This window comes from Nonomuraea aurantiaca (assembly GCF_020215705.1).
Lineage (GTDB): Bacteria > Actinomycetota > Actinomycetes > Streptosporangiales > Streptosporangiaceae > Nonomuraea > Nonomuraea aurantiaca.
Window position 1 is genome coordinate 210,701 of the sequence record NZ_JAIWNB010000011.1, and the last position, 13,155, is coordinate 223,855.

Annotated in this window: 12 protein-coding genes; 9 read left to right on the forward strand and 3 right to left on the reverse strand. The window is 68.3% G+C overall.

Annotation, left to right across the window (positions count from 1 at the left end):
• Positions 1-2: 2 nt before the first annotated feature.
• Positions 3-1,292: an MFS transporter gene (locus LDL49_RS26315; RefSeq protein ID WP_225294374.1), complete on the reverse strand. Its 1,290-nt coding sequence runs from the start codon at positions 1,290-1,292 to the stop codon at positions 3-5.
• A gap of 271 nt (positions 1,293-1,563) precedes the next feature.
• Between LDL49_RS26315 and LDL49_RS26320 the strand changes: the two genes are divergently transcribed.
• Complete coding sequence (locus LDL49_RS26320) at positions 1,564-1,836, forward strand: TIGR02452 family protein (RefSeq protein ID WP_225294376.1); 273 nt, start codon at positions 1,564-1,566, stop codon at positions 1,834-1,836.
• A gap of 534 nt (positions 1,837-2,370) precedes the next feature.
• Here LDL49_RS26320 and LDL49_RS26325 read toward each other — a convergent pair.
• The gene (locus LDL49_RS26325; RefSeq protein WP_225294378.1) at positions 2,371-3,360 is read right to left on the reverse strand and encodes a LacI family DNA-binding transcriptional regulator; all 990 of its coding nucleotides are present in this window, start codon (positions 3,358-3,360) and stop codon (positions 2,371-2,373) included.
• 172 nt (positions 3,361-3,532) lie between these two features.
• Between LDL49_RS26325 and LDL49_RS26330 the strand changes: the two genes are divergently transcribed.
• The 5 genes from LDL49_RS26330 to LDL49_RS26350 all read left to right on the forward strand — a co-directional run bounded on the left by LDL49_RS26330 (position 3,533) and on the right by LDL49_RS26350 (position 9,007).
• The gene (locus LDL49_RS26330; RefSeq protein WP_225294380.1) at positions 3,533-4,843 is read left to right on the forward strand and encodes an ABC transporter substrate-binding protein; all 1,311 of its coding nucleotides are present in this window, start codon (positions 3,533-3,535) and stop codon (positions 4,841-4,843) included.
• On the forward strand, positions 4,840-5,721 hold the full coding sequence (locus LDL49_RS26335; protein WP_225294382.1) for a carbohydrate ABC transporter permease: 882 nt from the start codon (positions 4,840-4,842) through the stop codon (positions 5,719-5,721). Before LDL49_RS26330 ends, LDL49_RS26335 begins: the two co-directional genes overlap by 4 nt.
• Positions 5,721-6,596, forward strand: a complete 876-nt coding sequence (locus LDL49_RS26340; protein WP_225294384.1) for a carbohydrate ABC transporter permease — start codon at positions 5,721-5,723, stop codon at positions 6,594-6,596. Before LDL49_RS26335 ends, LDL49_RS26340 begins: the two co-directional genes overlap by 1 nt.
• Before the next feature lie 16 nt (positions 6,597-6,612).
• Entirely contained in the window at positions 6,613-8,562 is a 1,950-nt protein-coding gene (locus LDL49_RS26345) for a beta-galactosidase (protein ID WP_225294386.1), read from the forward strand.
• Between the two features lie 70 nt (positions 8,563-8,632).
• Positions 8,633-9,007 (forward strand): hypothetical protein, encoded by a 375-nt coding sequence (locus tag LDL49_RS26350; RefSeq protein ID WP_225294388.1) that lies wholly within the window; start codon positions 8,633-8,635, stop codon positions 9,005-9,007.
• A 42-nt stretch (positions 9,008-9,049) separates the two neighbouring features.
• Here LDL49_RS26350 and LDL49_RS26355 read toward each other — a convergent pair whose 3' ends face one another.
• Complete coding sequence (locus tag LDL49_RS26355; protein WP_225294390.1) at positions 9,050-9,994, reverse strand: DNA polymerase domain-containing protein; 945 nt, start codon at positions 9,992-9,994, stop codon at positions 9,050-9,052.
• A gap of 164 nt (positions 9,995-10,158) precedes the next feature.
• Here LDL49_RS26355 and LDL49_RS26360 point away from each other — a divergent pair, with 164 nt between their 5' ends.
• The 3 genes from LDL49_RS26360 to LDL49_RS26370 are packed head-to-tail and all read left to right on the forward strand — an operon-like array spanning position 10,159 to position 13,131.
• The gene (locus LDL49_RS26360; protein WP_225294392.1) at positions 10,159-11,433 is read left to right on the forward strand and encodes an ABC transporter substrate-binding protein; all 1,275 of its coding nucleotides are present in this window, start codon (positions 10,159-10,161) and stop codon (positions 11,431-11,433) included.
• On the forward strand, positions 11,400-12,311 hold the full coding sequence (locus tag LDL49_RS26365) for a carbohydrate ABC transporter permease (protein ID WP_225294628.1): 912 nt from the start codon (positions 11,400-11,402) through the stop codon (positions 12,309-12,311). The genes LDL49_RS26360 and LDL49_RS26365 overlap by 34 nt, the downstream gene beginning before the upstream one ends.
• On the forward strand, positions 12,301-13,131 hold the full coding sequence (locus LDL49_RS26370; RefSeq protein WP_225294394.1) for a carbohydrate ABC transporter permease: 831 nt from the start codon (positions 12,301-12,303) through the stop codon (positions 13,129-13,131). The genes LDL49_RS26365 and LDL49_RS26370 overlap by 11 nt, the downstream gene beginning before the upstream one ends.
• Positions 13,132-13,155: the final 24 nt, after the last annotated feature.

The following is a 13,155-nucleotide window of genomic DNA, read 5'->3' on the forward strand; positions in this document are numbered from 1 at the left end:
GATCAGCCTTCAAGCCGACACTCCCTCGCTCGGGCTTTCGTTCGAGACCAGTTGAGGGCGACGGCCCCTGCGCCGGCCGCGAAGAGTGTTGCGGCGAGGAGCATGGTGCCACCGGTTCCGAAGGTCCCGGCGAGGGCGGCGAGGGCGGCGGCGCAGAGGATTTCGCCGGTGTACTCGGCCTGCGCCAGGAAGGAATGGGTGGTGGCCCGGATGTCGCTGGTGGTGCGACGGTTGACCCAGATGGTGGTGACGGTCCGCACCAGGGGCATGGCGATGCCGTTCGTGGTGATCACGGCGGCGACCGCGAGGGGGAGGCTCGACGCCGAGCCGAGGAGGACGAGGCTGACCAGCCCGGTAAGACAGGAAAGGGCCAGGGAGGTGCGGGCGCCGCCATCGGAGTCGAGTCGGCGCTGGGCGGCGGCGAGGGCGAGGGCCGCAGTGGCGTAGACGGCCAGGTTGATCGCGGTGAACCAGGCCATGCCGGAGGTGCCTGGGGGGAGGCCGAGGTCGGCGAGGTGTACCGGGTAGATCCGGCCGAACGTGTCGGCCGCGCCGTTCACCAGGACGGTGACGACGACCAGCATGAGGATGGTGCGATCGGTGACCGCCAGGCGTGCGCCTCGGCGGGCGATACCGAGGGCGGCCTTGAGGTGGTCCTTGCGGACGCGGACGAAGTTCTTCTCGGGGAAGGCCGCGGTGAACCACGTCCCCAGCAGGAGCATCAGAACGCCCGCGCAGACGATGGCTGTCGGGCGGTCCACGATGGCCGCGAAGACGCCGAACGCGACGATCCCGGCCCCTGCGCCGATCATCTGCCAACGGGCCTGAGCGGCGATCAGGAGGTGTATGCGGTCGGGCCGGTCAATCTCGTCGGTCGCCCAGGCAATGTCCGATCCGCTGGTGAAGGTCCAGGAGATGCCCCACAGCATCTGGGCCAGCATCAGCGGGACGAAGCTGGGGAACAGGCCGGTGACCGCCATGGCGGTGGCCATCAGGACGTGCGACGCGACGATCGCCTTCTTGCGACCGAGGGTGTCGGCCACAACCCCGGCCGGGACCTCGAAGAGGATGCTCGCCACCCCCTGCGCGGCGGCGATGAGCAGCAGCTGCGCAGGGGACAGGCCCGCATCGATAGCCATATAGAGGCTGGTGACGAGCCACCAGCCGTTGTGTAGCACTGCCCGCAGGAAGTTCCAGACCAGGAAGCGGCGGGCGAGGACGCGGGGTCCGGGGTGCGGGTGCTCGTAAGAGGCGTCAGGTCCTGCGGGCGTCGGTGGGTTCGAACGGCTCATGGCTCCTCGTGTGCAGGTCGGCGGTGGCTTCTGGGCACACGAGTCCGCGCATGATTCGTCCCGTCCCTCTCACTGGATCGCATACGACTGTTCGTCGAGATACTGCTGATGTCGGCTGCGTGCTGTCAACGCAAATTTGGCGCAGTCCGACTCGCGCTCGGCCGCCATCGTGCCCGATCGCTGTCCGCCTACCTGGACTGCCTACGTCCGCCCACCGGGAGGCACCTGGCCATCTACCAGGCATGATGTGTCCGCTTACCAAGATTTCCACATGACCGCTGACACGACCGATGATGGCGCCGTCGTCGTCGTGCGCCCGGCACTGGAGGCGGCGGTCGCCGGCACTGTGAGCCATCCACCGGACGGGCTCGTCGATGTGCCACACACGGCGACCGGTCACCGGACGTCTTTCGAGGTGACGGCTGAGGGCAGCCTTCAGGCCGCACGACGGTTACATCTTGCCGGGTTCACCACCATCTCCCCGCAAGCGGCGCATTCTCGACTGTGTTCGAGCGGGTTGTCTTCGCGGTCGCGCCAACCTTGAAGCTCGTGACCAGCCGAGTGCCACCGCCACGGCTTGGTCACTCTCCCCCGGCCCCACCGCTGAGCAGCGGAAAATGAGACAGGCCGCCAAGTTGTCTCTTGAAGCGGGCCTTGGGGGCGGCCTTCGTCGTGCATCCGGTAGCGACGAAGGCCGCAACAAGCTCTCTCAGTCTCGCCTTGGTTTGGTTGAGAACTGCCCCCAACCTCCCAACCAGGGCATCCCCTCATCCGCGGACGTCCGTCCCTGGTGTTCGCGGATGAGGTCGCCCCCGGTTGGACGCACTTTCCAACCGGGGGCCTCACTTCCACCGTCCATTTGGTCCCGCTCTACCCAGCCGACCCGGCGAAGCGTGCTGGGAAGGCGGTCCGAGCGGAGCGAGGCCCTCCAGGGGGCGGGCGTCAGCCCGCCTGGGAGGACGTCCGGAGCGTAGCGGAGGGCCTTTGTGGTCGGGTGGGCATCAAACGGCCGACCACCGAATCGGGTAACGGGCGGGGAGAAAGAAAGCCCGGAGCGAAGCGAAGGTGTCTTTGGAGGCTAGGCCGAGTCTCGGACGATCAAGCTGGTGGGGAGGGCGATCGAGTCGACTCGGTCGGCGCCGTCGATCAGGGCCAGCAGCAGGCGTACCGTCTCCTGAGCCACGTCCCTCAGCGGTTGCCGCACCGTGGTCAGCGGCGGGTGTGTGGAGATCGCCACCGATGAGTCGTCGAAGCCGCCCACCGCCACGTCCTCCGGCACCCGCCGGCCCGCCGCCCGCAGCGTGTGCAGGGCGCCCGAGGCCATCACGTCCGAGGCCGCGAAGACCGCGTCCAGATCTGGTACGCGTTCCAGGAGCCGGGCCATGGCGGTCTCGCCGCTGGCGTGGGTCCAGTCGCCGTGTTCGATCAGCTTCTTGGACGCCTTGCGGCCGAGGACGTCGGCGAAGCCTTCGAGGCGCTGGATGCCGCCCGGCGTGTCCATCGGGCCGGTGATCATCGCGATCTTTCTCCGGCCCCGTGAGACCAGGTATTCGGCCATCTGGCGGGCGCCGCCCCGCTCGTCGCAGGCCGCGTACGGGATCACCGTCTCCCTGCCGATGACGGCGCCGCAGGAGACCACCGGGATTCCGGCGCCGTGGAGCGTGTCGACCAGGGGGTCGCCGGCGTGGGTGGACAGGAGGAAGACGCCGTCCGCGTGCCCGCCCCGTACGTAGCGGAGGACCTGTTCGCGCTCCCTGTCGTCGCCGGCGATCATCATGACCAGCGAGAGGTCGCGTTCGCCGAGGCGGCGGATCGCGGTGCGGATGGTGGTGGTGTAGTTGGGGTCCTCGAAGGGGGGCTCGGACAGGACCATGACGACCGAACCCGCGCGCTGTCTGACCAGGTTGCGGGCGTTGCGGTTGACGACGTAGCCGGTCTCGGCGATGGCGCGTTCGATGGCGATCCGGGCCGCGGGGCTCACATAACGGTCGCCGTTCAGGACCCGCGAGACGGTGCCGCGTGAGATCCCGGCCGCCGCGGCCACGTCATGGATGGTCGGCCTTTTCACGGGTTCAGCATCTCACGGTCCAACGCCGAAACACTGTGAACGTGCACACACCTTTTCGGCCGTTTAACGACCCCGTAACGAAGGGTTGACAGCGCAGATGCCCGGACACACGCTGTGAACGTTCACAGACTTATCAAGCCGCAGACTCCCCCAGGTCGAGGTACCCATGCACATGAACAGGCTTGCCGCCGTCGCCGCGGCCGTCACCCTCGTGGCCGGCTGCTCCAGTGGTGGCGCTCAGCAGAGCGCCGCGCCGTCGAGCTCCGCCGCGCAGAACGCGCAGAACGCGCAGAAGGTCGCCCTGACCTACTGGAACTGGGTGCCCGGCATGGACAAGGTCGTCGCGGTCTGGAACACGGCACATCCCGACATCCAGGTCACCTCCAGCACCCAGGCGGGCGGGGACGACTCGGCCACCAAGTTCCTCACCGCCGCCAAGGCCGGCAACCCGCCGGATCTCGTCCAGGCGGAGTACCAGGCCCTGCCGTCGTTCGTGGCGGCCGAGGCGGTGGCGGACATCAAGACGGCAGCCGATCCGGTCAAGGCGCAGTTCAGCGAGGGCATCTGGGGGCTGGTCACGCTGGGCACCGACGCGGTCTACGGCATCCCGCAGGACAGCGGCCCGATGCTGCTCTACTACCGCGAGGACCTGTTCAAGAAGTACGGCATAGCCGTACCGAAGACCTGGCAGGAGTACGCCGACGCGGCCAGGGCCGTGCACGCGAAGGACTCGAAGGTGTACCTCGGCACGTTCTCCAGCAAGGACCCGGGCTCCTTCGCGGGCCTGGCCCAGCAGGCGGGCGGGCAGTGGTGGTCGATCAGCGGCGAGGCGTGGAAGGTCGCCATCAACGACGAGCCCAGCAAGAAGCTCGCCGACTACTGGGGCGGTCTGGTCAAAGAGGGCGTCATCGACAACATGCCCTACTTCACCCCCGAGTGGAACAAGGCCCTGAACGACGGCAAGCTGCTGACCTGGCCGTCGGCCATCTGGGCGCCCGGCCCCCTGTCGACCAACGCGCCCAAGGCCAAGGGCAAGTGGGCGATCGCGCAGCTGCCGCAGTGGAACGCCGGCGAGAACTTCAGCGGCTTCTGGGGCGGTTCGGCCGTCTCCGTCTCGGCGGGCTCCAAGAACAAGGAGGCCGCGGCGAAGTTCGCCACGTGGCTCAACAGCGACCCTGAAGCGCTCGCCCTGCTGGTCAAGGAGGGCTCCGTCTATCCCGCCGCGACCAAGGGCGCCGACCTGCTCTCCGAGCCGCCCGCGTACTTCTCGAACATCCCCGACTTCTGGAAGCAGGCGGCCGGGTTCGGGGCGGGAGCGCGCGGCTTCACCTTCGGCCCGAACGTCAACGTGGCCTACAACGCCTTCAAGGACGCCTTCGACAAGGCCGCGCTGAACAAGACCTCCTTCAGCGGCGCCCTCCAGAGCGTCCAGGACGCCACGGTCGCGGACATGACCAAGTCCGGCTTCAAGCTCGCCCAATGACGACACGGAAAAGCTGGGCTCCGTACCTGTTCCTGACGCCGGCCGTCACCCTGTTCGCCCTGTTCCTGGCCCTGCCGATCGGCTACACCGTGTACCTCAGCCTGCGCCGGACCAAGGTGTCGGGGCTCGGGCTCGGCAAGGGGTCGAAGCGGGAGATCTTCGTGGGGCTCGACAACTACGCCGCCGCCATCGGCGACGGCGATCTGTGGACCGGGTGGCTGCGGGTGCTCGGGTACGGCGTGCTGGTCCTGGTCGTGATGCTGGGGCTCGCGCTGGTGTTCGCGCTGATGCTGGACGCCGCCAGGGTGCGGCTGGCGCGCTTCTCCCGGATCGCGATCTTCCTGCCCTTCGCGGTGCCGGGCGTGGCGGCCAGCCTGATGTGGGGTTTCCTCTACCTGCCGAGCGTCAGCCCGATCAGCGAGCTGTTCGGGGTCGCGCCGCTGAGCCAGAGCGCGGTCGTGTACTCGATGGCCAATGTGGCGGTCTGGGGCGGCACGGGCTTCAACATGCTGGTGCTCTACACGAACCTGGGGGCCGTGCCCCAGGACCTCTATCAGGCGGCCCGCATCGACGGCGCTTCGGAACTGCAGATCGCGCTGCGGGTCAAGATCCCGATCCTGGCTCCGGCGATCATCCTGGTCACCGTCTTCTCGATCATCGCCACGATCCAGGTGTTCACCGAGCCCACCGCACTCCGGCCGCTCACGAACACGATCAGCTCGACCTGGAGCCCCTTGATGAAGATCTACCGGGACGCCTTCGTGACCGGCGACCTGTATTCGGCGGCGGCGACGGCCGCGGTGATCGCCGGGATCTCGCTGGTGCTGTCGTTCGGATTCCTGCGCGTGGTGAAGAACCGCGCGTTCGGGGAGACGTGATGTCCGTGTCTCGAAGAGGCGTGCGGGCCCGCTCCGCGTACACGTACGGGCCGCTCGGGCTGGTGCCGACCGGGGTGCTGCTGGTCGGCGCGGTGTACTGCCTGTTCCCGGTGAGCTGGGTGGTGATCGCCGCCACGAAGACCTCCGGCGAGCTGTTCTCGACCTCGACGTTCACGCCCGGCACCGGATTCTTCCAGAACCTGGCCGATCTCGCCGCCTATCGGGAAGGGGTGTTCTGGCTGTGGATGCTCAACACCCTCCTGTACGCGGGCGGCGGGGCGCTGCTGTCGACCGCCGTGTCCGCGGTGTCGGGCTACACGCTGGCCAAGTACCGCTTCGCCGGCCGGAACCTGATCTTTAACATCCTCATCGGCGGCATCCTGGTGCCGGCGGTGGTGCTGGCGATCCCGCAGTATCTGCTGTTCGCCAAGGTCGGGCTGGCGGACACGTACTGGTCGGTCCTGCTGCCGCAGATCCTGCATCCGTACAGCATCTATCTGGCCCGCGTGTACGCCGGCGCGGCCATCCCCGACTCGCTGCTCGAGGCCGGGCGCATCGACGGGGCCTCGCACTGGACGCTGCTGACCCGGGTGGCGTTGCCGCTGATGGGGCCGGGGATGGTGACCATCTTCCTGTTCCAGTTCGTGGCCATCTGGAATAACTTCCTGCTGCCGTTCATCATGCTCGGCGACGACGGCAAGTTCCCGCTGACGGTCGGGCTCTACACGATGCTGGCCGCCGGGGCCAACCATCCGAGTCTGTACAACCTCATCCTCATCGGGACGTTTCTGGCGCTCATTCCGCTGATCGCGCTCTTTCTCACGATGCAGCGGTTCTGGCGCACCGACCTCAGCAGCGGCGCCGTCAAGGCATGAAAACGGGGGGACTTACATGATCGAGGGCATCGCGTTCGGCGGGGACTACAACCCGGAGCAGTGGCCGCTGGAGGTGCAGGAGGAGGACGTACGGCTGATGCGGCAGGCCGGGGTGAACCTGGTCAGCCTGGGCATCTTCGCGTGGGTGCTGATGGAGCCGGCCGAGGGCGTGTACGAGTTCGACTGGCTCGACACCATCATCGACCGCCTGCATAGAGCGGACATCTCGGTGAACCTGGGCACCCCGACCACGGTGCCGCCCGCTTGGTTCTCCCGAAAGTATCCCGACGCCTCCCCCATGACCCGCGAGGGCGTGCGCGTCGGCGCGGGCGCCCGCCAGACCGCCTGCTCCAGCCACCCGGCGTTCCGCGCGGCCAGCGCGCGGCTGGCCGAGCGGCTGGTGGCCCGCTACGGCGAGCATCCGGCCGTGGTGATGTGGCATGTGCATAACGAGTACGGGGCGCCGCTCGGCGAGTGTTACTGCGAGTCGAGCGTGACCGCGTGGCGCGAATGGCTCCGGCGCCGCTACGAGAGCCTGGACGCGCTCAACACCTCCTGGGGCACCGCCTTCTGGGGCCAGCAGTACGGCGAATGGGACGAGATCGACGCGCCCCGGTGGAGTCATACCGTGGTCAACCCGGCGCAGCGCCTCGACTACGCCCGATTCGCCAACGAGGAGCATCTGTCGCACTACCGGCTGCAGCGCGACATCCTGCGCCGCAGCGGCAAACCGGTCACCACGAACTTCGCGGGCACGGTCAACTGCAAGTCGATGGACCTGTGGCGCTGGGCCCCCGAGCTGGACGTCATCGCCAACGACCATTACCTGAACGGTGAGCAGCCCGACAACCACATCCAGCTCGCGATGTCGGCCGACCTGAGCCGCTCCCTGGCCGGCGGCGGGTCGTGGCTGCTCATGGAGCACTCGACGAGCGCGATCAGCTGGCAGCCGCGCGGCATCGCCAAGCGGCCCGGCGAGATGCGCCGCAACAGCCTCGCCCACGTCGCCAGGGGCTCCGACTCGGTGCTGTTCTTCCAGTGGCGGGCCTCGCGGTACGGCGCCGAGAAGTGGCACTCGGCGATGATCCCGCACGCGGGGACCGACTCGCAGATCTGGCGCGACGTCGTCTCGCTCGGCGCCGACGTGCGCCGCCTGGCCCCGGTCAAGGGCGAGCGCGTCACGAGCGAGGTGGCGATGGTCTGGGACTGGGAGTCGTACTGGGCGCTGGAGCTGGAGTGGCGGCCCTCGGGGGACCTGCGCTTCCGCGAGCGGGTCGACGCCTTCTATGAGGCGCTCTGGCGAGAGCACGTCACCGTGGACTTCGTCCACCCTTCCGCCGATATTTCGGGATACAGGGTGGTTGTCGTGCCGAGCTCGTACCTGCTCACCGAAGGCTCCGCCAAGAACCTGCAGCGCTACGTCGAGGCGGGCGGTCACCTGCTCGTGTCGTACTTCTCCGGCATCGTCGACGAGAACGACACCGTCCACGCGGGCGCCTACCCCGGCGCGCTGCGCGAGGTGCTCGGGCTGTCGGTCGAGGAGTTCCACCCGCTGCGCGAGCTGGAGACCGTGACGCTCACCGGCGGGGCCACCGGCCGGATCTGGTCCGAGCGGGTCCGCCTCGACCGCGCGGTGGCCCTGCGGCACTTCACCGACGGCCCCGACGCCGGACATCCCGCCATGACCGCCAACGCGTTCGGCGGCGGCACGGCGAGCTACCTGGCCGCCGCGCTCGGCGGCGACGACCTGCGCGCCCTGCTGGGCGAGGTGCTCGACCGCGCGGGCGTCTCCCGGCCGCGCGACCTGCCCGACACCCTGGAGCTGGTACGGCGCGGCGCCTGCGTCTTCCTCATCAACCACGGCGACGCGCCCGTCACACTGCCCGGCCTGACCGGCACGGACCTGCTGACCGGCGACGCCTTCACGGGCGAGGTTTCCGCGGGCGGGGTGGCGGTGGTGCGCTGAGGGCCATCCGGCGACCGTCAGGTTGATCAAAGTCGGCCCCGCCGACGTTGATCAGCATTAGAGTCCTGGCGTGATCGCCCCCTCCCCGTCCTTCAGCCGCACGAATTCGCCGAGCGGCACGTCCGTCGCGTTGGTCTCCGTCCTCGCCGTCGTCATCTGGCTGGCGGGCTTCGTCGCCTGGATGGCCGTGTCGCTCCTCGGGGAGAAGGCGTGCGAACTCGGCGCGCTGACCTATGACCAGACTGCGGAGTGCGATGCGGCCAGCACGTGGGGCACGGTCACCCTCTCGACCTGGCTGCTCGCCCCGATCGGCTGCGCGGTGCTGCTCGCCCTGCTCACGGCCATCCCCGAGCGGCACACGGGCGCTCGCCAGGCGGCCCTGTACGCCGTGCCGCTCGTGCCGCTGCTGGTGATCGCGGAAGCGGCGTTGGCGTACACCCTGTGATTGCTGGTGATCGCGGAAGCCGCGTTCGCGTACACCCTGTGATCAGCCCTCTCTCCTGGCCTTGGCCCGGCGCTTGCCCTCGTGCATGGCCTGGACGCGGGCAATCGGGATGGTGTGCCCCTCCTCGACCAGGTCCGCGGGCAGTCGCTGCGGCTCGGGCATGAGCTCCGCCCAGGGATCCCCGTCGGCGAGCAGCCGCGCCGCGGTGTGGACGGTGAAGTCGGACGGCGCGACCCGGTCGAGGTCCTCCCACGCCACCGGGAAGGAGACCGGCGTACCCGGACGAATGCGCGGGCTGTAGGCGGCCGCCACCGTCGCCCCACCCGCCCGGGTGGAGTCGAGGAACACCTTGCCCTCGCGGTCCTCACGGATGAACGCCGTGGTGGCGAGCGCCGGGTCGACGCGTTCGGCGCGCGCGGCCAGCGCTCGGGTGGCCGCGGCCAGGTCGTCCATCGCGGTCCCCGCCACCACGGGCACGAACACGTGCAGCCCCTTCGCCCCGCTGGTCTTCACCGCCCCGGCCAGCCCCGTGTCGTCGAGTGCCTGGCGTACCAGCCGGGCGGCCTGGACGACCTGCGGGAACGCGTCCCCTTCCGGCGGGTCGAGGTCGAGCACGAGGTGGGTGGGATGCTCGCCGCGGAACAGCGCCGGGTGGTATTCGACCGCCCGCTGGTTGGCGAACCAGAGCAGGGTCCTGCGGTCGTCGCACAGGGCGTAGGACACCTGCCGGTGCGACGCCTCGGCCCAGACGGAGACCGTACGGATCCAGTCGGGGGCGTATTTGGGCACGTTCTTCTGCATGAACGCCGCCTGGCCTGGCCGTACGCGGATCACCGACAGCGCGCGGTCCCGCAGGACCGGGATGATGCGGTCGCGCACCGCGTCCAGGTAGTCGACCAGATCCCGTTTCGTCGCGTTCGATCCGTCGAACAGCGGCTGGTCGAGATTGGTCAGCGACACTCCGTCCCGCGTCTCATCGCTGGTCACCCGGTTCACGATGCCGAGGTACGGGCGTGAGGTCAACTTCCCGCTCTACCCGGGTGGGGCTGGTTTTGCGGGGGAAACACCCGCTGCAAACGATTGACGTCCCGTAGCCCTTTCATTACCGTCCTAAATTAAATATTGCCTGGGCGTAACGAACGGACGTGGCCATGAGCGATCTGAGCAGACGTGGTTTCCTGCAGGTCGGTGTGGCCGCCGGGGCGTTAGCCCTGGCAGGCTGCGCGGGTGGCGGCGGATCGGGCGGGGCGGCCAGCCTGCAGTTCGCCTGGTGGGGAAGCACCGCCAGGCACAACGCCACCCAGCAGGCCCTCGCGGCCTTCCGCAAGAAGCGGCCCGGTGTCCAGGTCAGGACGCAGTTCTCCGGCTGGGACGGCTACTGGGAGAAGCTGGCCACGCAGACCGCCGGCGGCAACGCCCCCGACGTGATCCAGATGGACTACTCCTACATCGGGGAGTACGCCCGGCGTGGCAGCCTGCTCGACCTGGGCCCGTACCTCGGCAAGGGCTTGGACCTGTCCGGCTTCGCGAAGGACGTCGTCGACGCCGGGAAGATCGACGGCAAGCAGTACGGCGTCAACTTCGGCATCAACTCCATGGCCCTCATCTGGAACAGGACGCTGGCCAAGGAGATCGGCGTCGAGGTGCCCGAGACCTTCACCTGGCCGGAGTTCGGCGAGCTGTCCAAGAAGATCGCCGACAAGGCGCCGAAGGGCGTCTACGCCAGCGAGGACGGCGCCCAGGACGGCGGCGCGTTCGAGAACTGGCTGCTGGAGCGGGGCAAGATGTTCTTCACCGCCGACGGCAAGCTCGCGTATGACGAGAAGGACCTCACCGAGTGGTTCACGTTCTGGGACGGGCTGCGCAAGGCGGGCGCGGCGGCCCCGCCCGACGTGCAGGCCACGGCCGCGGGCGATGTGCAGAACAGCCTGGTCGCCACCCGCAAGGCGGTGATGGACTTCGCCTGGTCCAACCAGCTCACCGCCTACATGAGCGTCACCAAGGACGACATAGCAGTCCACGCCTTCCCCACGGGGGAGAAGCCCGGCCAGTACTACAAGCCGTCGATGCTGCTGACGGTCAGCGCGGCCACCAAACGGCCGCAGGACGCCGTCGCACTGGTCAACGCGCTGGTCAGTGACGCCGACGTGGCCACGCCGCTCGGCTCGGAACGCGGCGTACCGCCCTCTTCGGCGATCCGGGCAGCGCTGGAGCCGAAGGCGTCGCCGTCGGAGAAGCTCGTCTACGCCTACATCGAGTCGCTCTCCGACAAGGTCGGCCCCTTGCCGCCTCCTCAGCCGCTCGGCGCGGGCGAGCTGCACAACAAGGTGCTCATGAACGTCAACCAGCAGGTGGGCTTCGGGAAGTTGTCCATTGCCGAGGGGGTGTCCCGATTCTTCGACGAAGCGCGCCGCGTACTGAAATAACGGTCGAGAGGAGAGAAGGGCGGTCGGCGTACCTCTTCCTGTTGCCGTGGTTCGCGGGGCTGCTCCTGCTGACCGGCGGGCCGATCCTGGCCTCGCTGTTCCTCTCGTTCACCGACTTCGACCTGCTCACCACGCCGTCGTGGGTGGGCCTGGACAACTACGCGCGGGTCATGGACGATCCGCACTTCGGCAACGCGGTGCGGGTCACGATGATCTACGTGGTCGCCTCGGTGCCGCTTTCGGGCGGTTTCGCGCTGCTCGTGGCGGTGCTGCTGAACCGGCCCATGCGCGGCGTGGGCGTGTATCGCGCGGCCTACTACCTGCCGTCGCTGCTGGGCGGCAGCGTGGCGGTCGCCATCCTGTGGCGGCAGATCTTCGGGCCGGACGGGCTGGTCAACGACTTGCTGTCGGCCTTCGGGATCGTCGGGCCGAGCTGGATCTCCACGCCCGAGTACGCCATCTACACCCTGGTGGCGCTGCACATCTGGCAGTTCGGCTCGCCCATGCTGATCTTCCTGGCCGGCCTCAAGCAGATCCCGGCCGAGCTGTACGACGCCGCGGCGGTCGACGGGGCCGGCAAGGTGCGGGCCTTCTTCCAGATCACGCTGCCCATGCTCAGCCCGATCATCTTCTTCAACCTGGTGCTGCAGACGGTCAACGCGTTCAAGGCGTTCACCCCGGCGTTCATCCTCAGCGGCGGGACGGGCGGCCCGGCGGACTCCACGCTCTTCTACACGCTCTACCTCTACCAGGAGGGGTTCGGGAACTTCCGGATGGGCTACGCCTCGGCCCTGGCCTGGATCCTGCTCCTGATGACCGCGGCCTTCACCGCGCTGGCCTTCCGTTCTTCGAGGTACTGGGTGCACTATGCCGACTAGGTCACGCTGGGCCGTTCACGTACTGATCGTCGTGGGCGCGCTGGTCATGCTCTACCCGTTGTTCTGGATGATCAGCTCGTCGTTCAAGCCCAACGACGAGATCTTCGCCGATCCCGGGCTGGTGCCCCAGACCGTCGTCACGGACAACTACACCGATGGCTGGAACGCGCTCGGCGTGCCCTTCACCGGCTTCTTCGCCAATTCGTTCATCGTGGCGACGGCGGCCGTCGTCGGCAACGTCCTGTCGTGCTCGATGGCGGCCTACGCGTTCGCCAGGCTGTCGTTCCGGTTCAAGGGCGTCTGGTTCGGCGTCATGCTGGGGTCGATCATGCTGCCGATCCACGTGCTGATCGTGCCGCAGTACACGCTGTTCAAGGCGCTGGGATGGGTCGACACGTTCCTGCCGCTGATCGTGCCGAAGTTCCTGGCCGTGGACGGGTTCTTCATCTTCCTGATGGTGCAGTTCATCCGGTCGCTGCCCCGGGAGCTCGACGACGCGGCCAGGATCGACGGCTGCGGGCCGATCCAGGTGTACTGGCGGATCATCCTCCCCCTGTCGAGTCCCGCGCTGATCACCACCGCGATCTTCACCTTCATCTGGACCTGGGACGACTTCTTCAGCCAGCTCGTCTACCTCAGCGACGTGTCGACGTACACGGTGCCGCTGGCGCTGCGGGCCTTCCTCGACTCCAGCAGCGGCTCCACGTGGGGGCCCATGCTGGCCATGGCCGTGCTGTCGCTCGTGCCGATCCTGGGCTTCTTCCTCATCTTCCAACGCCGCATCACCGAGGGCATCTCCACGACCGGCCTCAAGGGCTGACAGGTTTTGCTCAGCTCGGGTGGC

Excerpts from the sequence above, each read along its gene's own strand:
- LDL49_RS26335 (WP_225294382.1), top strand. The coding sequence starts at position 4,840 with ATGACGACACGGAAAAGCTGGGCTCCGTACCTGTTCCTGACGCCGGCC.
- LDL49_RS26360 (WP_225294392.1), top strand. The coding sequence starts at position 10,159 with ATGAGCGATCTGAGCAGACGTGGTTTCCTGCAGGTCGGTGTGGCCGCC.
- LDL49_RS26345 (WP_225294386.1), top strand. The coding sequence starts at position 6,613 with ATGATCGAGGGCATCGCGTTCGGCGGGGACTACAACCCGGAGCAGTGG.
- LDL49_RS26315 (WP_225294374.1), bottom strand. The coding sequence starts at position 1,292 with ATGAGCCGTTCGAACCCACCGACGCCCGCAGGACCTGACGCCTCTTAC.
- LDL49_RS26370 (WP_225294394.1), top strand. The coding sequence starts at position 12,301 with ATGCCGACTAGGTCACGCTGGGCCGTTCACGTACTGATCGTCGTGGGC.
- LDL49_RS26320 (WP_225294376.1), top strand. The coding sequence starts at position 1,564 with ATGACCGCTGACACGACCGATGATGGCGCCGTCGTCGTCGTGCGCCCG.
- LDL49_RS26330 (WP_225294380.1), top strand. The coding sequence starts at position 3,533 with ATGAACAGGCTTGCCGCCGTCGCCGCGGCCGTCACCCTCGTGGCCGGC.
- LDL49_RS26340 (WP_225294384.1), top strand. The coding sequence starts at position 5,721 with ATGTCCGTGTCTCGAAGAGGCGTGCGGGCCCGCTCCGCGTACACGTAC.